At 71.0% G+C, this 18,437-nt stretch carries 20 protein-coding genes; 9 read left to right on the forward strand and 11 right to left on the reverse strand.

The features are described 5' to 3' along the window. Window positions 1–84 precede the first annotated feature (84 nt). Complete coding sequence (locus tag OG413_RS08525) at window positions 85–765, reverse strand: response regulator transcription factor (RefSeq protein ID WP_073720438.1); 681 nt, start codon at window positions 763–765, stop codon at window positions 85–87. Next, window positions 762–2,024: a cell wall metabolism sensor histidine kinase WalK gene (locus OG413_RS08530; RefSeq protein ID WP_266803977.1), complete on the reverse strand. Its 1,263-nt coding sequence runs from the start codon at window positions 2,022–2,024 to the stop codon at window positions 762–764. The genes OG413_RS08525 and OG413_RS08530 overlap by 4 nt, the downstream gene beginning before the upstream one ends. A gap of 203 nt (window positions 2,025–2,227) precedes the next feature. Here OG413_RS08530 and phoU point away from each other — a divergent pair, with 203 nt between their 5' ends. Then, window positions 2,228–2,905 carry a phosphate signaling complex protein PhoU gene (gene phoU / locus OG413_RS08535; RefSeq protein WP_266803979.1) on the forward strand — a complete coding sequence of 226 codons (678 nt, stop codon included), beginning with the start codon at window positions 2,228–2,230 and terminating at the stop codon, window positions 2,903–2,905. A 223-nt stretch (window positions 2,906–3,128) separates the two neighbouring features. Further along, window positions 3,129–3,278 (forward strand): hypothetical protein, encoded by a 150-nt coding sequence (locus tag OG413_RS08540; RefSeq protein ID WP_266803981.1) that lies wholly within the window; start codon window positions 3,129–3,131, stop codon window positions 3,276–3,278. Window positions 3,279–3,424: 146 nt separating this feature from the next. On the opposite strand, the gene OG413_RS08545 is transcribed toward OG413_RS08540, so the two are convergent. Beyond that, window positions 3,425–4,780: an MFS transporter gene (locus OG413_RS08545; protein ID WP_266803983.1), complete on the reverse strand. Its 1,356-nt coding sequence runs from the start codon at window positions 4,778–4,780 to the stop codon at window positions 3,425–3,427. A 274-nt stretch (window positions 4,781–5,054) separates the two neighbouring features. Here OG413_RS08545 and OG413_RS08550 point away from each other — a divergent pair, with 274 nt between their 5' ends. Beyond that, window positions 5,055–5,816, forward strand: coding sequence for a phosphoglyceromutase (locus OG413_RS08550; RefSeq protein WP_266803985.1), 762 nt, complete (start codon window positions 5,055–5,057; stop codon window positions 5,814–5,816). Between the two features lie 355 nt (window positions 5,817–6,171). Next, on the forward strand, window positions 6,172–6,360 hold the full coding sequence (locus OG413_RS08555) for a hypothetical protein (RefSeq protein WP_266803987.1): 189 nt from the start codon (window positions 6,172–6,174) through the stop codon (window positions 6,358–6,360). A gap of 106 nt (window positions 6,361–6,466) precedes the next feature. Here OG413_RS08555 and OG413_RS08560 read toward each other — a convergent pair whose 3' ends face one another. Continuing rightward, the gene (locus OG413_RS08560) at window positions 6,467–6,868 is read right to left on the reverse strand and encodes a hypothetical protein (protein WP_266803989.1); all 402 of its coding nucleotides are present in this window, start codon (window positions 6,866–6,868) and stop codon (window positions 6,467–6,469) included. Window positions 6,869–7,058: 190 nt separating this feature from the next. On the opposite strand from OG413_RS08560, the gene OG413_RS08565 reads away from it, so the two are divergent. Continuing rightward, window positions 7,059–7,307, forward strand: coding sequence for a hypothetical protein (locus OG413_RS08565; RefSeq protein ID WP_073720445.1), 249 nt, complete (start codon window positions 7,059–7,061; stop codon window positions 7,305–7,307). Beyond that, window positions 7,304–7,546, forward strand: coding sequence for a hypothetical protein (locus OG413_RS08570; protein WP_073720446.1), 243 nt, complete (start codon window positions 7,304–7,306; stop codon window positions 7,544–7,546). The genes OG413_RS08565 and OG413_RS08570 overlap by 4 nt, the downstream gene beginning before the upstream one ends. Before the next feature lie 31 nt (window positions 7,547–7,577). Here the strand turns inward: OG413_RS08570 and OG413_RS08575 are convergent, their stop codons facing one another. The 4 genes from OG413_RS08575 to mshA all read right to left on the reverse strand — a co-directional run bounded on the left by OG413_RS08575 (window position 7,578) and on the right by mshA (window position 12,578). After that, window positions 7,578–8,402 carry a hypothetical protein gene (locus OG413_RS08575; protein ID WP_266803990.1) on the reverse strand — a complete coding sequence of 275 codons (825 nt, stop codon included), beginning with the start codon at window positions 8,400–8,402 and terminating at the stop codon, window positions 7,578–7,580. 209 nt (window positions 8,403–8,611) lie between these two features. Beyond that, window positions 8,612–10,396: a glycosyl hydrolase family 28-related protein gene (locus OG413_RS08580; RefSeq protein WP_266809996.1), complete on the reverse strand. Its 1,785-nt coding sequence runs from the start codon at window positions 10,394–10,396 to the stop codon at window positions 8,612–8,614. Window positions 10,397–10,543: 147 nt separating this feature from the next. Further along, window positions 10,544–11,056: a YbjN domain-containing protein gene (locus tag OG413_RS08585; protein WP_266803992.1), complete on the reverse strand. Its 513-nt coding sequence runs from the start codon at window positions 11,054–11,056 to the stop codon at window positions 10,544–10,546. Window positions 11,057–11,225: 169 nt separating this feature from the next. Next, on the reverse strand, window positions 11,226–12,578 hold the full coding sequence (gene mshA, locus OG413_RS08590; RefSeq protein WP_266803994.1) for a D-inositol-3-phosphate glycosyltransferase: 1,353 nt from the start codon (window positions 12,576–12,578) through the stop codon (window positions 11,226–11,228). 260 nt (window positions 12,579–12,838) lie between these two features. On the opposite strand from mshA, the gene OG413_RS08595 reads away from it, so the two are divergent. From OG413_RS08595 to OG413_RS08605, 3 genes are all read left to right on the forward strand, one after another. Then, window positions 12,839–13,624, forward strand: a complete 786-nt coding sequence (locus OG413_RS08595) for a class I SAM-dependent methyltransferase (RefSeq protein WP_266803996.1) — start codon at window positions 12,839–12,841, stop codon at window positions 13,622–13,624. A 328-nt stretch (window positions 13,625–13,952) separates the two neighbouring features. Next, window positions 13,953–15,017, forward strand: coding sequence for a C40 family peptidase (locus tag OG413_RS08600; RefSeq protein ID WP_266803997.1), 1,065 nt, complete (start codon window positions 13,953–13,955; stop codon window positions 15,015–15,017). 458 nt (window positions 15,018–15,475) lie between these two features. Continuing rightward, the gene (locus tag OG413_RS08605) at window positions 15,476–16,834 is read left to right on the forward strand and encodes a PP2C family protein-serine/threonine phosphatase (RefSeq protein ID WP_266803998.1); all 1,359 of its coding nucleotides are present in this window, start codon (window positions 15,476–15,478) and stop codon (window positions 16,832–16,834) included. Here OG413_RS08605 and OG413_RS08610 read toward each other — a convergent pair. The 3 genes from OG413_RS08610 to OG413_RS08620 all read right to left on the reverse strand — a co-directional run bounded on the left by OG413_RS08610 (window position 16,816) and on the right by OG413_RS08620 (window position 18,414). After that, on the reverse strand, window positions 16,816–17,154 hold the full coding sequence (locus OG413_RS08610) for a DUF2516 family protein (protein ID WP_266804000.1): 339 nt from the start codon (window positions 17,152–17,154) through the stop codon (window positions 16,816–16,818). The two genes, OG413_RS08605 and OG413_RS08610, sit on opposite strands and share 19 nt — an antisense overlap. Before the next feature lie 128 nt (window positions 17,155–17,282). After that, window positions 17,283–17,966 carry a hypothetical protein gene (locus tag OG413_RS08615; protein WP_266804002.1) on the reverse strand — a complete coding sequence of 228 codons (684 nt, stop codon included), beginning with the start codon at window positions 17,964–17,966 and terminating at the stop codon, window positions 17,283–17,285. A gap of 28 nt (window positions 17,967–17,994) precedes the next feature. Next, on the reverse strand, window positions 17,995–18,414 hold the full coding sequence (locus tag OG413_RS08620; protein WP_266804003.1) for a helix-turn-helix domain-containing protein: 420 nt from the start codon (window positions 18,412–18,414) through the stop codon (window positions 17,995–17,997). Window positions 18,415–18,437 lie beyond the last annotated feature (23 nt).

The following is an 18,437-nucleotide window of genomic DNA, read 5'->3' on the forward strand; positions in this document are numbered from 1 at the left end:
CCGGCAGCACAGCCGCGTACACGTGAAGGGGCGCCTCCCGGCCGGGAGGCGCCCCTTCACACATCACACGTGTCGGATGCCGGTTTACGGCTCGAACTTGTACCCCAGGCCCCGCACCGTCACCAGGTAGCGCGGCGCCCCCGGGTCGGGCTCGATCTTGGCGCGGAGGCGCTTCACATGGACGTCGAGGGTCTTGGTGTCGCCCACGTAGTCCGCGCCCCAGACGCGGTCGATCAGCTGCATGCGGGTCAGTACGCGGCCCGCGTTGCGCAGCAGCATCTCCAGGAGGTCGAACTCCTTGAGCGGGAGGTCGACCTTGCCGCCGGAGACCGTGACGACGTGGCGGTCCACGTCCATCCGGACCGGGCCGGCCTCCAGAGCGGCCGGGGCGACCTCCTCCGGCTCACCGCGGCGGCGCAGGACGGCGCGGATGCGGGCGACCAGCTCCCGCGAGGAGAAGGGCTTGGTCACATAGTCGTCGGCTCCTATTTCCAGCCCGACGACCTTGTCGATCTCACTGTCCTTGGCGGTGACCATGATCACCGGGACGTTGGAGCGGCCGCGCAGCTGGCGGCACACCTCGGTGCCGGGCAGGCCCGGCAGCATCAGGTCGAGCAGGACGAGATCGGCGCCGTTGCGCTCGAACTCGTCGAGACCGTCGGGGCCGGTGGCCGCCACGGCCACCTCGAAGCCTTCCTTGCGCAGCATGTAGGACAGGGCGTCGCTGAAGGATTCCTCATCCTCGACGACAAGCACTCGGGTCACGGAAGAGCCTCCGGGGCGGGGAATGGTTCAAAGGTGTCGGTCTCGTACGGGCCCTCGTCGTCACCATTGACGATAAGCGGTCCGCCGGTGGTGCGCTCCCGTACGACGCCCGATTCGGGCAGCCGCAGGGTGAAGGTGGAGCCCTGACCCTCGGAGCTCCAGACGGTGACCTCCCCGCCGTGCGAGGCGGCCACGTGCTTGACGATGGCGAGGCCGAGACCGGTGCCACCGGTGGCCCGGGAGCGGGCCGGATCGACGCGGTAGAACCGCTCGAAGACCCGCTCGCGGTCCTTCTCGGAGATGCCGATGCCCTGGTCGGTCACGGCTATCTCGATCAGATCCCCGCCGGATGCGGCGATGCGGCGGGCGGCGATACCGACGCGGGTGCGGGCGGGACTGTAGTTGACGGCGTTCTCGACGAGATTGCCGAGCGCCGCCGCGAGCTGGCCGCGGTTCCCCCATATGAACAGGTCCGCGGTGCCGCCCGAGGCCATGGTGATCTGCTTCGAGCCCGCCTGCTGGCGGCAGCGGTCGATGGCCTCGGCGACGAGCTCGTCCACCCGGACCGGTTCGGCGTCCTCCAGCGGGTCGTCGTTCTGCACCCGGGAGAGGTCGATCAGCTCCTGGACGAGGTTGGTCAGCCGGGTCGCCTCGATCTGCATCCGCCCGGCGAACCGCTCGACCGCCTCCGGGTCGTCCGAGGCGTCCATGACGGCCTCGGACAGCAGCGAGAGCGCCCCGGTCGGCGTCTTGAGCTCATGGCTGACGTTGGCGACGAAGTCGCGCCGTACCGCCTCTATGCGGCGGGCCTCGGTGAGGTCCTCCACCAGCAGCAGCACCAGCCGGGAGCCCAGCGGGGCGACCCGGGCGGAGACGGCGAGCGCCTCGCCCCGGCCCGTCCCGCGCCGGGGCAGGTCCAGCTCGACCTGCCGTATCTCGCCGTCGCGCCGGGCGTCCCTGGCCATGTGGAGCATCGGCTCGACGGCGAGGCGCCCGCCCCTGACCAGGCCCAGCGCGTACGCGGCGGAGCTGGCCTTGACCACGCTGTCGCTCTCGTCGAGCACGACGGCGGAGGAGCTGAGCACGGAGAGGACCGTGTCCACTCCCGGGGGCAGTGCGGCATTGCCGTCGGGCCGCAGGGACGTACGCGTGGGCCGTTTCAGGTCGCGCTCGCTCCAGCGGAACGCCAGCATGGCGATCACACCGGTACACAGCCCGGCGATCGCTGCAGCTGCGGCGACCGCCGCGTTCACGTCCATGCTTCAAGGTTATGCGGGCGCGACGACACTCTCCCAGCCATCCGGGTGCCATCTCGAACACTCGTCGCCCAGAGTTCACCGAGGAGCAAGTACCGGTTCACTTCGGGGGCCGCATCCGGACGCGTTGTGCACGCACCGTGGGAGCGTGGGGGCCGGTCCAGAGCGCGGCCCCAGGACGGTCCAAGAAACTGGAGACATTTCTCATGCGCGACGCCTACCACGAGGAACTCGATTCGATCGGCGAGGGCCTGGTCGAGATGGCCCGACTCGTCGGGTCGGCGATCGGACGCGCCACCACGTCCATGCTCGACGCCGACCTCAAGCTCGCGGAGACCGTGATCGCCGCCGACCAGAAGGTCGACGACCTCCAGCACGACCTGGAGGCACGCGCCATCGCGCTGCTCGCCCGCCAGCAGCCCGTGGCGACCGATCTGCGGATCGTGGTCACGTCGCTGCGGATGAGCGCCGACCTGGAGCGTTCGGGCGACCTCGCCCAGCACGTCGCCAAGCTGGCCCGGCTGCGCTTCCCGCAGTCCGCCGTACCGCACGACCTGCACGCCACGATCCTGGAGATGGGCCAGCTCGCCCAGCGGCTGATGGCCAAGGCCGCCGAGGTCATCATCACCAAGGACGTCGATCTGGCGCTGCAGCTGGAGCAGGACGACGACGAGATGGACCTGCTGCACCGCACCCTGTTCCAGCACCTGATGGACGACCGCTGGAAGCACGGCATCGAGACGGCCGTCGACGTGACGCTGCTCGGCCGCTACTACGAGCGCTTCGCCGACCACGCGGTGTCGGTCGCCAAGCGCGTGGTCTACCTGGTGACGGGTGAGCACGCGGACGAGATCCAGGCGGCGGCCCCGGTGGAGGGCGTGTAGGACCGTCCCGTACGGATACGGGGCGTGCGGGGCGCCTCCGGAGTGCGGTGGTCGCACGTTTGTCCTGCGCGCATGCGCCGTTGATGCGCCCGCCGGGGTGGGCATGCAATGGGGTGGGGGCGCCACGCCATGCCGTACGTCCCCGGCGTGCGCACCTGTCGTACGTCACCGGCCGCGGCGTACCTGTCGTACGCCGCCCAGCCGTACGACCTGAGGAGGAACCATGGCCGATTCCCCCACGACCGAACCCCAGCAGGAGACACCGACCGAAGTGGTGCGCCTGACCGTGCTCGGCGCCTGCGGCTGCGGCTCGGGCTGCGGGTGCGGCTGCCAGTCCGGCGCCCCGTGCCAGTGCGGTGGCTGCTCCGGCTGAGCCCCCGCACGGACGGCGCCCCGCGGCGGAGGCTCATCCGCAGCGGGGCGTCCGGGCGCGGGTGGGCAGGTCCGGGAGACCGGGGCGGGCAGGTCCGGAGGCCCGGCGCACGCCACCACGAGGCCCGGCGAAGGGCCTCGAAGCCCTCAGGCCGTCCGCTCGGCAGCCAGGTCCTTCGCCGCCCCTCCGGCAGCCGCCTCCCCCACCGGCACCGGCGCGGAAGCCGCCTCCGCCACGAGCACGGGGGAGGTCCCCGCGGTGGGGACCGCGGGGACCTCCCCCGCACCCGTCTGCGGCAGGTTCCGCATCAGCAGCCAGTAGCCGAGCGCCGCCACTGTGCCCAGCACCGCGCAGATTCCCCACAGCCAGGCGGCGCCGTAGTGGTCGATCACGAGGCCGGACATCAGCGGGGCGACGAGGGCGGCCGCCGACCACGACATGGTGTACATGCCCTGGTAGCGACCGCGCCCCTGAGCGGGCGACAGCTGCACGACCAGGCCGGTCTGGATCGGGGCGTTGACGATCTCCGCGAGGGTCCAGACGCACACCGTCAGCGCGTACACCGCGACCGATCCGGCGAACGCGGTCAGCCCGAATCCGTACCCCGCGAGAAGCGAGGAGATGATCAGCAGGCGGCGCGGGTCCCGGTGCTCGATGAAGCGGGTGACGGGGATCTGGAGCGCCACGATCAGCACACCGTTGACGGCGATGGCCGTGCCGAAGTCGGAGCTGGAGAGCCCGTCCGCGCCCATCGCCACCGGCAGGCCCACGTACCCCTGCTGGAAGATCAGCGAGACCAGGAACGACAGCCCGACGACGCCCATGAACCGCCCGTCGCGCAGGACCGTCCCCAGCCGCACGCCGTCGTCCGGCCCCGGCTTTCCCCCGCTCGTCTTCGGTGCCTGCTCCGGCCGGGATTCCGGCACCTTCAGGAAGACCACGACGGCGCAGAACAGGGTCATCGCGGCCTCGCCGACGAAGCCCGCCAGGTAGCTGTACTCGGCGATGAACCCGGCCCCGGCGGAGGAGATCGCGAAGCCCAGGTTGATGGCCCAGTAGTTGAGCGAGAAGGCCCGCACCCGGTCCTCGGGCCGCACGATGTCGGCCATCATCGCCTGAACGGCAGGGCGCGAGGCGTTGCTCGCCATACCGACCACGAAGGCGACACCGGCGATGGCGAAGGGGTGCTCCATGAACCCGAGCACCGCCACGGACACGGCGGTCGAGGTCTGCGCGATCAGCATCGTGGGACGCCGCCCGAGCCGGTCCGTCATCACCCCGGCACCGAGCGAGGAGACGACCCCGCCGAGCCCGTGCAGTGCGGCGACGAGCCCGGCGTACGAGGCCGAGTAGCCCCGGTCCAGCGTCAGGTACAGCGCCATGAACGTGGCGACGAACGCCCCGAGCCGGTTGACCAGCGTGCTGACCCACAGCCACCAGAACTCCCTGGGCAGCCCGGACACGGTCTCGTGTGCGGCTCTTCTGAGACCGGCGACAGACATGCGGGTTCCCCCCTGGGACGTACGGAACGGGTGCCACCGGTAAGAGGCCCAGCGGCAATCGGAACATTACGAAGCGCGGGTTCCGGGCCGCCACTCGATTGACGCCGACCGTCAAACGTCGCCCGGCCCGGACCGGTCGGGCCGCCTCGGCCCGCCCCGCCGCCACCCCGGTTCCGCCCCCGCGACCGGCCCCGCGACCAGCGCCGCTTCCGCCCCGCGTCCGTCCTGTGGCCGGGCGCGCGGAGCCCGCGAGGGTTCGATTACGCTCGGACTCATGGCCGACGCACCGTACAAGCTGATCCTCCTCCGCCACGGCGAGAGCGAATGGAACGCGAAGAACCTGTTCACCGGATGGGTGGATGTCAACCTCACCGAGAAGGGTGAGAAGGAAGCAGTCCGCGGCGGTGAGCTGCTCAAGGACGCCGGTCTGCTCCCCGACGTCGTGCACACCTCCCTCCAGCGCCGCGCGATCCGCACCGCCCAGCTCGCCCTGAATTCGGCGGACCGCCACTGGATCCCGGTCCACCGCTCCTGGCGGTTGAACGAGCGCCACTACGGCGCTCTCCAGGGCAAGGACAAGGCGCAGACGCTCGCCGAGTTCGGCGAGGAGCAGTTCATGCTCTGGCGCCGCTCGTACGACACCCCGCCGCCGGCCCTTGAGGACGGCACCGAGTTCTCGCAGAGCGACGACCCGCGCTACGCGACGATCCCGCCGGACCTGCGCCCGCGCACCGAGTGCCTCAAGGACGTCGTCGTCCGCATGCTGCCGTACTGGTACGACAACATCGTCCCGGACCTGCTCGACGGCAGGACCGTCCTGGTCGCCGCCCACGGCAACAGCCTCCGCGGTCTGGTCAAGCACCTGGACGGCATCTCCGACGAGGACATCTCGGGCCTCAACATCCCGACCGGCATCCCGCTCGCCTACGAGCTCGACGCCGACTTCCGCCCGCTGAAGCCGGGCGGCACCTACCTCGACCCGGACGCGGCGAAGGCCGCCATCGAGGCCGTGAAGAACCAGGGCAAGAAGAAGTAGCCCGCAGCACCTGCTTCAGCTCACGAGCCCCCGACCCGCGTGAAATCCGCGGGTCGGGGGCTCGTTGCCGTCTCTGGACACCGTTCCGTACCTGGCCAAGTGGGGACGCGTGGTGTCCCTCCCTTGTCCGGCCGTCGTGCGCGTGCCGAAAATGGCCGCCGGCCCGGCACGGAGCCACAAAGGAGCCGAATGGGCCCAGCAGATCCCGACCGCTTCGTACGGCACGGTCGAGGTGCGGCCGATCGTCGAGTTCGGCTGAGGGCTGTCCTTTGGGCAAACACTTCCCCCTGCTGTGGTGGAGAGCGTGAGCACCTGTCAGGATCAAGCCGTGAACAAGCCTTCGATTTCCACGAGATTGAGCAGAGCGCTCGACTGGGCAGGACTGCCCCTGTCCCTGGGTCTTCTCGCGATCGGCGTCGAGGATTACCGCGACGGCGCTTCCGTGGGCTACCCTATAGCCGGCGTCGTCCTGGTACTGGTCAGCCTCTGGGTGGTCTGGCGCGGTTTGCCCCACCGACGCGCCAGGACCACCGCCGCCCTGTAGGGGCAGAGTCAGGGACAACTGCTCGCGCCTGAACGGCGCTTCCCGCTGTACGTCGGTACCTCGGTACGTCAGCCGAGAAGCCGCGCGCGAGACCAGGGCCCGCCCCCTACCACTCCCGCCACTCGTCCGTGATCTCGTACCGGTCCAGCCCGTTGCGTTCGGCCAGGGCCGCGACGTCGACGCCGTTCTCGGTGAGGGTCAGGTCGATGTAGTCGCAGAGCAGTTCGCGCTCCCCCGTCTCGTAACCCGCCCCGCCATGGGCCTCGTTCACCGCGTTCAAAGCCAGCACCACGCGTTCGACCGCGGCGAGGATCTCGCCGTCCGAGGGGGTGCTCAGGGTGCGTATCCCGGTCTCGAAGGAGTCCAGCGTCGTGTCCGTGGCGGTCACGAGGGATTCGGGGAAGAGCTGCGTCGTGTACGCGTGCTCCGGAGCCAGGGTGCCGGTCGCGAGTCCGGTTGCCTCCTCGGCCAGACGTCGGCGCCAGAGGTCACTAGGTTTCTCAGCCATGGGGCGAACATACGGGCCGGCACTGACAGTCGGGCCCGTCAGCGACCCGCGGGCGGCACTCGGCCGCACGTGCTCCCCCGCTGTCCGGCCGGGTGTCGCACCCAACCGATAGCGTGTCCCCACCGCGCACTCCCGGAGCGCGGGAGCGGCCAACCAGGCGTCAAGGGCAAGGAGATCGGGGAGAGCGATCATGGGCGAGTCTCTGAAGACCTTCGTCGGTGGCACCGAAGTCGAGGTGCCCAACAGCATTCCGGCCATCCGGGCCACGCTGCCCGAGGAGAGACGCGAGGAGTTCGACCGCGCCATCAACGAGGCGGGTGTGCACGAGATCCAGGCCGTGATGCGGCATTGGATGCTGGAGGCCGTACCCGATCCAGAGGCCGAACAGATCCTGGACCGGCTGGCGCAGGACGAGGCCGAGAGGCGGAGCGTCGCTTGAGCTTCCGCATCTCATACGCACCGCCCGCCGACGACTCCCTGGCCAAGATGCGGGACGGCGAGTCCTTCCGGGACGAGATGGCCCGCACCCTGGGAAGCGATCCGTACGGACACGGGTCGTCCGCCGTCAAGCGCGAGCACGACCGGCGCGAGGCCACGGTCTTCGGCGCCATCGTCCTCTACTACGTCTCCGGTTCCGTCCTGACCGTCACCGTCGTCCGGCTCGTCCCCCTGCCCTGAACCGGAGCCGGGCAGGGGAACGAGCCACGGGTCAGGAGAGCTTCTGCGACTGCGCGGCCACGATCGCGGTCGGCAGCCCGAAGCCCGCCGCCCCCTTGTCGCTCGTCGCGGCGAGGTTGAAGGAGACGAACGTCGCGAGCGTTCCCGACCGGCGCAGCGCCACCAGCTTGAACGGGATCTTCCTGCCGTCGCTCTCGCTCGTCACCGTCCAGCCGATGGCCTCGTCCCCGCCCGTCACCTTCTCCTCGGTGAGCGCGGCGATCTTCTGCGTGTCCCCGTCCATCACGATGGTGAATCCACCGGTGCACTTGGCCGCGGACTCGCGCACGCCCGCCAGGGTCTCCGGAGCGCCCTGACCCTCGTACGAGGAGAGCGAGACCAGCGTGGAGGTCACGTCGAAGGCCGCGGAGAACGCGTCCTCGGCATCACCCTCCGGCATCTCGGCGAGGTCTTCGAGGGACGTCCCCTTGCCGGTCTTCTTGGGCTCGCCGACGGCGGTGCGCTGGGTGCGCGCGACCGGCTCGCCCTGCTTCACGCCGAGGTAGGCGTGGGCGAAGGGCTCGCACTCCTTCTTGTCGACCTTGACGCCGTCCGCCTTCACCTCGTCGTCCGGGCCGGCCTTGGCGATCTTGTTGCCTTTGACGTCGCCCTGGACCAGCGACGCCTTCTCCAACTCGGCGGCGGTCAGCGTCTTCACGGCGGCCTTCGGCGCGGCACCGCCCTTGTCCCCGGACCCGGCTCCGTTCGCGCCGCCCTTGCCGTCGGAGTCGGACGAGCCGCCGCACGCGGTGGCCAGCAGGGTCAGGGACGCCACGGAAGCGGCAAGGGCGGTACGGCGTACGGCAGTGGCGCGCATGGGTTCATCTCTCCGTCTCATGGAGCAACGGACCCTGCCCGATGCGGCAGTTCGACGCGCACCGGGACAGACCGCCGCAGTACTCCACAGCCTACGATCGGACACCTGTCCGAATCGTGGATCGGCCGCCCCTAGACCAGGATCGTAATTTTGCTGTGATCAACTTGTGCAGACGCTGTGAGTGCCGCCGCACCGCGGTACATCCGGATTCAGCCCTCCAGGTCCCGCTGCGCCTCGTACAGATTGCGCGGGCGTACCGACTCCGGTGTCCCGTAGCCCTCCAGCCGGGTGTGCAGGTCGCCCGTGAAGTCGGGGACGTCGATCTGGTCGAACTCCGACACCTCGCTGATGCCGACCGTCGCGCTGTAGGGGGCGAGGCCGTCGATCCGCAGCAGACCGGCCCTGCCGTTGGTCACCCGGATGTTCCAGTGGGTGAACCGGGCACCGAAGAGCGGTCCGGCACTGGCGTCGCCGCCGTGCCGCCCGTTGTTGTTCACCGTGATGTCCGTACGGACGTTGGCGAACGGCATCCCCCGGTGGGAGTCGAACGTGCCCATCGCCATCCGTCCGCGGGACCAGACGTTGTGGCTGGACAGGCCCTCGACGTTGATGCCGTGCAGTTGGGTGCCCGCGGGCGCGGGGACCGTGCGCCGCTCGATGGCGAAGTCCTCGATCAGGTTGTCGTGCGAGCCCTCGCGGCAGTAGTAGGGGTGGTGGGCGCCGCGTCCCTCCACCTTCGTACGGCGCAGGGTGCACGCGGACGCGCCGATCAGGCCGAAGCCGTTGTCGACGTGGCGGACGGTGATGTCGTCGGCCCAGCAGTCGTACGCGCACTGGAAGGCGACGCCGTTGTACCCCTTGTCGAGCAGGTGCGGCGACTGCGGGGTCTCGACCGCTTCGAGCGTCAGCCCCTCGACGCCCGAACCGGTGAGCGGAGTGACGAGGGTGGTCAGCCGGGGGTCCCACTCGGGGCGTACGTCGAGCGGAAGCGGGCGCTCCAGCGTGACTTCACGGCCGCGTACGGCGGTGATGCGGACCGGCCACTCGTAGGGGACGTACGACGTCAGCTTGGTCTTGTCGTCCCAGTGGTACGCCGCCGGGCCGTCGCCGTCGCCCGCCATGTGTTCCAGCAGGGTGTGCGCGGGGTCGTCGGCGAGGCGGAGCAGGACCAGCGCGCCGCGCCTGAGCCCGCGGGTGTCGTGGACGGTGATCGTCCGGTCGCCGCGGCGGGCGGGGGCGACGGTGGCCAGGGTGCGCCACTCGTCCCGCCGGTTGCCGGTCCAGCCCTCGAACGGCCACTCCTCGGCCCTGATCGCGTCGGTGAGCGCGGTCCAACGGTCCTCGGGGCAGAGCCAGATGAGGCCGCCCGCCCAGGACCAGCTGGACTTGTCGCCGCCGTAGCGGCTGCCGTAGACGCCGATCAGTTCGGTGAGGTTCCTGGTCGCGTGCAGCGTGGTGCGGCCACTGCCCGCTCCGCGCACCACCACGTCGCTGTGGCCGATACGGATGAGGTCGTCGACGCGGTACGTCCCGGCGGGGATGAGCACCGTGCCACCGCCACGCTCTCCGGCAGCGGCGATGGCACGGTTGATCGCGGGGGCGGCGTCGGCCGAGCCGTCCGGCCGGGCTCCGTAGCGGCGGACATCGACGACGAAGCCGTGGGCGGTGCGGCGGGGGAGGCCCGAGCCCGCGCGGTAGCCGGCCCGGCCGATGAACGGGATCTGGGGGTGGGAGAAGGGGGCCGCGGTGAACTCCCGCCAGAGGACCGAGCCCCCGGGACGGCCGGTCGCCGCCGCGGGGGCGGGGGCGCTTCCCGCCGGTGCGCTGATGGCCGCCGCTCGGCCGGTGGTGGCCGTTGCCGGAGTGGTGGTGGCCGTCGCTCGGCCGGTGGTGGTCGCCGCCTGTGCCCGTCCGGTACCGAGCGCTCCGGTCGCCGCGGCGGCCGCGACCGCCACCGCGCCGCCGAGCAGTCCGCGTCTGCCGATGTTCCCCATGCTCGCCATGACCCCGACCGCCTTTCATGCATGTGAATGACATTCATGTCTGCGTCGGCGGCGAGCATGCCACGGCGCGACGGCACGGCGAAAGACCGCTGCACCGCCGAGATTCGGGGATTCCGATGGGCCGGAGCGTCGGAAGCGTCAGCTGTCGGCCGGGCGCTCAATCAGATGAGTGAACGCGTCGAGGTTCCGCGTGGACTCGCCGCGCGACACCCGCCACGCGTGCTCCTTACGGATCGCACGGGCGAAGCCCAGTTCCAGAAGCGTGTTGAACGAGCCGTCCGCCGCTTCGAGGACGGTGCCCAGCAGCCGGTCCAGCTCGTCCGGCGTGATCACGGAGAGCGGAAGCTTGCCGACCAGATAGATGTCGCCGAGCGAGTCGATCGCGTAACTCACGCCGAAGAGGCGCAGATTGCGCTCCAGCAGCCAGCGGTGGACCGCGGCGTCGTTCTCGTCCGGGTGCCGGACGACGAACGCGTTGAGGGAGAGGGAGTGCTTCCCGACGATCAGGGAACAGGTGGTGGACAGCTTGCGGGTGCCGGGCAGTTTCACCACATAGGCGCCGGGCTCCGGGCTCTCCCATTCGAGCCCGGCCTCGCTCAGGGTCGCCTCGATGACCTGCGCCGCTGCGGTTTCGTCGGGTACGTCAGCCATGGGGCGAGCGTACGACAGGGGGCCGCGCCCACGCATCGGCCGCCGCCCCCACGTTTCGGGCGCCGCCCCCACGCATATCGGCCGCCGTACGACAGCGGCGCCGGGCCCGCGCGCCGACCGCCGTACGACCCCCACGCCGGGTCCCGCATCGGCCGCCGCGCGGGCGCGATCAGCCGTGGTGGGTACGGGCGCGGCGGCGGTGATCGCACATCGCCGCCGTGTAGACGTCCGCGGTCGCCGCCGCCGCCGTGTCCCAGCCGAACGACTGCGCGTGCGTGGCGGCCGCGGCGCCCATCCGCTCCACCAGCTCGGGCGCGTCCGCGAACCGGCCGATCGCCCGCGCGTACGCCTTCGGATCGTGCCCGGAGATCAGAAAGCCGCTGACCTCGTCCCGCACCGCCACCGGGAGACCGCCCACGGCCGCCGCGACGACCGGCGTACCGGCCGCCTGGGCCTCTATGGCGACCAGGCCGAAGGACTCGCTGTACGAGGGCATGACCAGCACGGACGCGGCCCGGAACCAGTCGGCGAGCTGGTCCTGCCCGACCGGCGGGTGGAACCGTACGACATCCGCGATGCCCAGGCGCGCGGCCAGTTTTTGCAGGCCCTCCGGCTTGGCGAGCCCGCTGCCGCTGGGACCGCCGACGACGGGCACCACCATCCGGGTGCGCAGCGAAGGCTCGCGGTCCAGGAGCTCGGCCACCGCGCGCAGCAGCACATCGGGGGCCTTGAGCGGCTGGATACGGCCCGCGAAGAGCGGAATCAGGGCGTCCGGGGGCAGCCCGAGGCGGGCGCGGGCGGCGGCGCGCCCGTCCGCCGGGCGGAAGCGCTCCAGATTGACCCCGGGGTGCACGACGGCGACGGCCGCCGGGTCGGCCTCGTAGAAGCGGACGAGTTCGTCGGCCTCCTCCGCGGTGTTCGCGATCAGCCGGTCCGAGGCACGGACGATCTGGGTCTCGCCGATGACGCGGGCGGGAGGCTCGGGGGTGTCGCCCTCGGCGAGCGCGGCGTTCTTGACCTTCGCCATGGTGTGCATGGCGTGGACGAGCGGGACGCCCCAGCGCTGGGCGGCGAGCCAGCCGACCTGGCCGGAGAGCCAGTAGTGGGAGTGGACGAGGTCGTAGTACCCGGGGCGCTGACCGGCCCACGCCTGCATCACGCCGTGCGTGAAGGCGCAGAGCTGGGCTGGCAGGTCCTCCTTGGCCAGACCCTCGTACGGACCCGCGTCGACATGCCGGACCAGGACGCCGGGCGCCAGTTCGACCGCCGGGGGCAGCGAGCCGGTGGTGGCCCGGGTGAAGATCTCGACGTCGATGTTGATCGCGGCGAGGCGTTTGGCCAGCTCCACGATGTAGACGTTCATACCGCCCGCGTCGCCGGTGCCGGGCTGGTGGAGCGGGGACGTGTGCACGGAGAGCATCGCGATACGGCGCGGCTTGCGAGGCGATCCGTTGAAGCCGCCGGGAAACCTGATGCGCGGCGCCACACGGGTGGAGCCGAGCCGAGAGACGTACTGACTCACGTCGTCCGGTCCTCCTCGATCAGGGCATGCCTTCGAAGGGACACAGGGTCCCTCCGAAGGGCGAGAACAGCGGAATCTTGCCTTTCATTTCCGCTTTGCCAAATCATTGCGCATGTATGGCCGAAAGGGATCGGAGGTCTGACGGCCGGGGCCCGCCCCGGCGGAGGCCCCCTCCCCTTCATCCCCTCCCCCGTGCGCTGAGCACCGACCGCGGACGCACCACCCCGCACCGCGCCCCGCCCGTCGCATACGCTCGCCGCATGCGTCAGCGCCCCATCGGCACCGCGACCCGCGGGACCACCAACCCCAACCGGCTGCGCCGCATGGACCGCTGGATCGCCGCAGTGCACGGCCCGGTCCTGCGCCGCGCCGACACCCCCGTCGCCGTCGACCTCGGGTACGGGGCCGCCCCCTGGACCGCCGTGGAGCTGCTGACGCGCCTGCGCACCGTCGAGCCACGCACCGCGGTGGCCGGTATCGAGATCGACCCGGACCGGGTCGCCGCGGCGAAGCCGTACGAGCGGGAGGGGCTCACCTTTCTCCACGGCGGCTTCGAGATCCCGCTCACGCGGCGGCCGCACCTGATCCGGGCGGCGAACGTGCTGCGTCAGTACGACGAGGACCGGGTCGCCGAGGTATGGGAACGGCTGTGCGCGCGGCTCGCCCCCGACGGACTGCTCGTCGAGGGCACCTGCGACGAGATCGGGCGCCGGCATGTGTGGGTGGCCCTGGGGCCGGAGGGTCCGCGCACGGTCACGTTCGCGACCCGGCTCGGATCCCTGGAGCGCCCCTCCGATCTCGCGGAACGCCTGCCCAAGGCGCTGATCCACCGCAACGTGCCGGGCGAACCGGTCCATGCCTTCCTCCGCGACTTCGACCGCGCCTGGGCGGCTGCCGCCCCGTACGCCTCGCTGGGCGCACGGCAGCGCTGGATCGCCGCCGTGCGCGCGCTGTCCGCCGACTGGCCGACGGCGGACGGGGTACGGCGGTGGCGGCAGGGCGAAGTCACCGTGCCGTGGTCCGCCCTGCGGCCCAACAGCGGCTGAACAACGCGCCGCGCGCCCAGAAGTCGCCGCCCCGAGGAACGCCGCACGGGCATCATTCGTCCCGTACATAGGAGGGGATCGCGCTCTGTCGTACGGGGGGCGGTGTTCTGCGTCGTACGGGGGACGGTGGCCCGTCGTACCGGGGATAGTGGTCTGTCGTACGGGGGATAGTGGTCCGTCGCGCCTCGCGTGTGACACGGCAGGTGCGGTTGGCCTCTGTTGCTTTACGGGGCGACATGGCACGATCGCGACGTTGCCGAAAAGTTACTGACGGTAAGTCATATACACGATATCTGACCTTTGTTGCATTTGCCCGGAGGGGGAGCTTGTGAACCGACGCCACTGTGCCGCTGCCGCGATCACTCTGGTCTGCGCGCTGGCCGTGCTGTCCGCGCCGGTCCAGGCCATGGCGGCTCCGATACCGGAGCCCTCCCCCACCGCTCCCGCGGCTCCGGGGAAGAAGAGCCTCGAAGAGGTGCGCCAGGAGATCGACAGCCTCTACCGCAAGGCCGGGGCGGCGACGGACGCGTACAACCTCGCCGAGGAACAGACCGCGAAGCAGTCCGGCGAGATCGTGAAACTGGCCAAGGCGATCGTCGACGGTCAGGCGAAGATCGCCGAGCTGAAGAGCCAGGCGGGCGCCCAGGCCCGCGAGCAGTACCGCAACGGCGGGCTGCCGCCGGGCGCGCAGCTGGTCCTCAGCGACGACCCCCAGCTCTTCCTGGACGGGGTGAACCAGGTCCGTCAGGGCCAGCAGGCGTCCAAAGCGGTCCTGACGGAACTGAACAGGACCCAGGAGGACCTGGAGACGTACACCCAGGACGCGAGCCTCAACTGGCAGAAGCTCGAATCCAACCGTCTCAAGCAGGCCAAGGCCAAGAAGCAGATCAACTCCCAGATCGCGGCGGCGAAGAAGCTCGAATCGCAGCTGGAGAAGAAGGAACGGGCCCGGCTCCTCAAGATGGAGCAGGAGGCCGCGTACACGGCGCAGAGCGCGTGGCTCTCCTCCGGCGCGATCAAGGACATCAACCGCGAGGCGAGCGCGAGCGGCAAGAAGGCGGTGGCCTTCGCGACGGGGAAGATCGGCAAGCCGTACGTCTGGGGCGCCGAGGGCCCCGATTCGTACGACTGCTCGGGGCTGACCTCGCAGGCGTGGGCGGCGGCGAAGCGCCCGATCCCGCGCACCTCGCAGGAGCAGTGGCGCCAACTGCCGCGCATCGACATCAAGGACATGCGCCCCGGCGACCTGATCATCTACCACAGCGACGCCAGCCACGTCGGGATGTACGTCGGCGACGGCGCCATCGTGCACGCGCCGCGCCCCGGCCGGAATGTGACGCTGGCGGGCGCGGGCTCCATGCAGATCCTCGGAGTGGTCCGCCCGGACAAGTAAACGAGTAGGCAAGTAACAGCCGAGTAGGCGAGTAAGCGAGTAACAGCGACGAGGAGAGCGGGCGCCGGGAGCCGGGTGGGACCGGGCCCCGCAGCCTCACCGGCCGGCAGGCGGACACCACCGGCCGGCAAACCCCCGGCCGGGCCCCGCCCCGCACCGGTCGGGGCAGCACCCCCCGTGCGGACCGGTCCGCCGGGACCGCGTGAACCGGGTCACGTGAGCGGGGCCACGCCACCGTGACGGCGGCGCGTGATGTTTGTCATGGCCTCCGCCCCGGCTCCGGGAGGCGCATCTCGCCGGATCCGTGACGGGACGCGGCTTATGGCTGCGCATATGACAGCGGCCGATACCCGTGCGCCATTCCGTTCCCCTGCCACGGACCGCTATGGTCCCCGTCTGGCGGGTCGTCGATCGTCGTCCCGCCGTGCCCTCGGGGGGAGGGAAGGAAACCCGAACCGATGCCCGTACCCGTACCGCAGCAGCGTGCCGTTCCCGCTGCGGAGACCACCCACGGCGCCGACCTCACCCTCCTGGTGATCGAGGACGACCCGACGGGCACCGTCGCCGTACCCGAGCTGTCGGCCGCGGCCGGGACCCGGGTCCGTATCCGTACCGCCCGCAATCTCACCGAGGCGGGCCGGCTCCTCACCGACGACGTCGACTGCATCCTGCTGGACCTGGCCCTGCCGCTGGGCGCCGAGCCGCGGCCCACGGCCGCCGGGACGCCGCCGGAAACCCCCTCCGGGCGCTCCGACGAGCTGGCGGCCCTCACCCATGTCCTGCGGATCGCGCCCCGGCACGCCGTCCTCGCGCTCACGGCGGAGGACGACGCGGAGCTGGCCGCCGAGGCGGTACGGGTCGGGGCCCAGGACTATCTCTTCCGGGGCGAGCTCGACGCACGGCTGCTGAGCCGCGCCATCCGGTACGCCGTGGAGCGCAAGCGCGCGGACACCGCCCAGCACCAGCTGACCGAGTCCCGGCTCCGCGCCCAGGAGAACGCCCGGCTGGAACGCGGGCTGCTGCCCACCCCCCTCCTGGACGGCTCCGACCTGAGCTTCGCCGCCCGTTACCGCCCCGGCCGCAGCCGCGCCCTGCTCGGCGGGGACTTCTACGACACGGTCCGCACCCCCGACGGCACGGTCCACGCGATGATCGGCGACGTCTGCGGGCACGGCCCGGACGAGGCGGCGCTCGGCGTCGAACTGCGCATCGCCTGGCGGGCGTTGACACTGGCCGGACTGTGCGGGGACCAACTGCTCTCCACGCTTCAGCAGGTTCTGGAGCACGAACGGGAGAGCGAGGAGATCTTCGCGACGCTCTGCACCGTCGACATCGCCCCCGACGGCCGCCGCGCCGGACTCTGCCTGGCGGGCCACCCCGCACCGCTGATCGCCCGCCGCGGACAGCCCGCGCAGCTGCTCCCGTACGAGGACGGTGGACCGGCCCTGGGCCTGCTGCCGCGGGCCCGGTGGCCGCGGCGCCAGGTCGAACTGGGCGGCTCCTGGAGCCTGATGATGTACACGGACGGGCTGATCGAGGGCCGCGTCGGACCGACGGGCACCCAACGGCTCGGCCAGGACGGCATGGTCGCGATGATCAACGCCCAGCTCGACCGGGGACTCGGCGGCGAGGAGCTGCTGGAGGCGGCGGTCACGCACGTGCGGGAGCTGAACGGCGGGGAGCTGACCGACGACGTGGCGGTCCTGCTGCTGGACCGCGACCAGGAGCGGATACGCCGACGGGGCGGCAGCGCACCGCGCTCCCGCCCCGTACCGGCGCCGGGCCGGACGGCGAACGCTCAGCGCCCGCCGTTGTAGGGCCCGTACGGCCCGTCGCTGCTGGACCCGCCGCGACGGCCACCGCCACCGCCCGAGACCGCCTTGATCGCGGGCCGCACGTCCACCATGAAGACGATCGACGCGACCGCGCCCGCGAGCTGGAGGAACAGCATGGGCACGAAGAGGTTCACGGCCACGGTGATGCCGAGAATGATCAGCCAGAACGACTTCTTCTGCTTGTCGGCCGCACGGTAGGCGTCCTCGCGGGCCGTCACCGCGAAGAACAGGGCGATCACGGCCAGCACCAGCATGGCCAGATAGAGCAGCCCGACGAGTGTGCCGAAACCTGTGAGCAACATGGTGACTACCGCCTAGTGAGTGGATGGGCGCCCTGCGGCCAAGCTACCGGGAGAACGAACCGGCCACCGGTAAAGGTGCCCGGCCCGCGCCCCGGCCACTCGGCCGACAGCGCCTGGACCGCCCGGGTTCACTTCCCGGGCGGGGTGATCTTCTTCGCCACGGGCTTGCGCGGTGCGGGCGCCTTCTTGACGGGCGCCGCCTTGGCCTCAGCCGCCGCGGGCTTGGCCTGAGCGGGCTTCGGCTGAGCCGCTGCGGGCTTCGCGGGAGCGGGCCTGGCGGCGGGCTTCGCCGGAGCGGCGGTCCCGGCCTGGGCGGACTTCGGCTCGCTCTTCACGGCCGTCGCGGGCTTCGCCTTCGGCTCGGCCTCCACCACGGCGGCGATCTCGACGATCTCGTCGGCCGTCTCGCCGCGCCAGGTCCGCACGCTCTGCTCGCCGCGCTCGGCGACCTTCTCGTACGTCTCACGGGCCCTGACCGCGTACTCGGCGGCCACGCCCAGGCTGCGCAGAGCCAGGTCCTGAGCGTTCTCGCCCAGCTTCTTCAGATCGGTGTCGAAGGACCCGAACACCTCGGTGACCTTCGCCTGCACGGTGGCCTGGGCCTCCTTGGCCTGCGTGGTCACCCTCTCCTGCACGGCCTTGGGGTCGGTGTTGCGTACGGCCTCGATCCGCTCGGGCGCCTCGGCCCGCAGCTGCTCGATCAGCGCCGGGACCTTGCGCGCCTGCTGCACGGCCAGGTCGGCCGTACCCGCGGCGAAGTAGAGGGGGGTGGGGTCGGTGAGGGTCTTGCGCAGGTCATCGGTGATGGCCATGACTTGTGGTCCTCCCGGATCATCAGAACTAGCTGTGAGGGTGTGTGACTGCGTCGGAACCGGCATCGGTATCGGTGTCGGCACCGGGCTGGGGCTCGGGCTCGAACCCGTTCTCCTTGCGGAAGGAGTCGTAGATCTGGAGCAGCACGTTCTTCTGCCGCTCGTTGATCGACGGATCGGCCAGAATGACCGCCCGCGTCTCCAGTTCCTCCCGCTCCCGCTCGTCGAGAATCCCGGCCCGCACGTACAGCGTCTCGGCCGAGATCCTCAATGCCTTGGCGACCTGCTGCAGAACCTCCGCACTGGGCTTGCGCAGGCCGCGCTCGATCTGGCTGAGGTAGGGATTGGACACCCCGGCGGCGTCGGCGAGCTGCCGCAGCGAGAGCTCCGCGGCGCGTCGCTGCTCGCGCAGGTACTCACCGAGATTGCCGACGTTGAGTGATGCCATGACTCGATACTGCAACACCTTTG

The sequence above is a fragment of the Streptomyces sp. NBC_01433 genome (genome assembly GCF_026340105.1).
Lineage (GTDB): Bacteria > Actinomycetota > Actinomycetes > Streptomycetales > Streptomycetaceae > Streptomyces.

What these genes read in the sequence shown, in the direction of transcription:
- OG413_RS08530 (WP_266803977.1), bottom strand. Translation starts at nt 2,024, where the DNA reads ATGGACGTGAACGCGGCGGTCGCCGCAGCTGCAGCGATCGCCGGGCTG.
- phoU (WP_266803979.1), top strand. Translation starts at nt 2,228, where the DNA reads ATGCGCGACGCCTACCACGAGGAACTCGATTCGATCGGCGAGGGCCTG.
- OG413_RS08540 (WP_266803981.1), top strand. Translation starts at nt 3,129, where the DNA reads ATGGCCGATTCCCCCACGACCGAACCCCAGCAGGAGACACCGACCGAA.
- OG413_RS08545 (WP_266803983.1), bottom strand. Translation starts at nt 4,780, where the DNA reads ATGTCTGTCGCCGGTCTCAGAAGAGCCGCACACGAGACCGTGTCCGGG.
- OG413_RS08550 (WP_266803985.1), top strand. Translation starts at nt 5,055, where the DNA reads ATGGCCGACGCACCGTACAAGCTGATCCTCCTCCGCCACGGCGAGAGC.
- OG413_RS08560 (WP_266803989.1), bottom strand. Translation starts at nt 6,868, where the DNA reads ATGGCTGAGAAACCTAGTGACCTCTGGCGCCGACGTCTGGCCGAGGAG.
- OG413_RS08565 (WP_073720445.1), top strand. Translation starts at nt 7,059, where the DNA reads ATGGGCGAGTCTCTGAAGACCTTCGTCGGTGGCACCGAAGTCGAGGTG.
- OG413_RS08575 (WP_266803990.1), bottom strand. Translation starts at nt 8,402, where the DNA reads ATGCGCGCCACTGCCGTACGCCGTACCGCCCTTGCCGCTTCCGTGGCG.
- OG413_RS08580 (WP_266809996.1), bottom strand. Translation starts at nt 10,396, where the DNA reads ATGGGGAACATCGGCAGACGCGGACTGCTCGGCGGCGCGGTGGCGGTC.
- OG413_RS08585 (WP_266803992.1), bottom strand. Translation starts at nt 11,056, where the DNA reads ATGGCTGACGTACCCGACGAAACCGCAGCGGCGCAGGTCATCGAGGCG.
- OG413_RS08595 (WP_266803996.1), top strand. Translation starts at nt 12,839, where the DNA reads ATGCGTCAGCGCCCCATCGGCACCGCGACCCGCGGGACCACCAACCCC.
- OG413_RS08605 (WP_266803998.1), top strand. Translation starts at nt 15,476, where the DNA reads ATGCCCGTACCCGTACCGCAGCAGCGTGCCGTTCCCGCTGCGGAGACC.
- OG413_RS08610 (WP_266804000.1), bottom strand. Translation starts at nt 17,154, where the DNA reads ATGTTGCTCACAGGTTTCGGCACACTCGTCGGGCTGCTCTATCTGGCC.
- OG413_RS08615 (WP_266804002.1), bottom strand. Translation starts at nt 17,966, where the DNA reads ATGGCCATCACCGATGACCTGCGCAAGACCCTCACCGACCCCACCCCC.
- OG413_RS08620 (WP_266804003.1), bottom strand. Translation starts at nt 18,414, where the DNA reads ATGGCATCACTCAACGTCGGCAATCTCGGTGAGTACCTGCGCGAGCAG.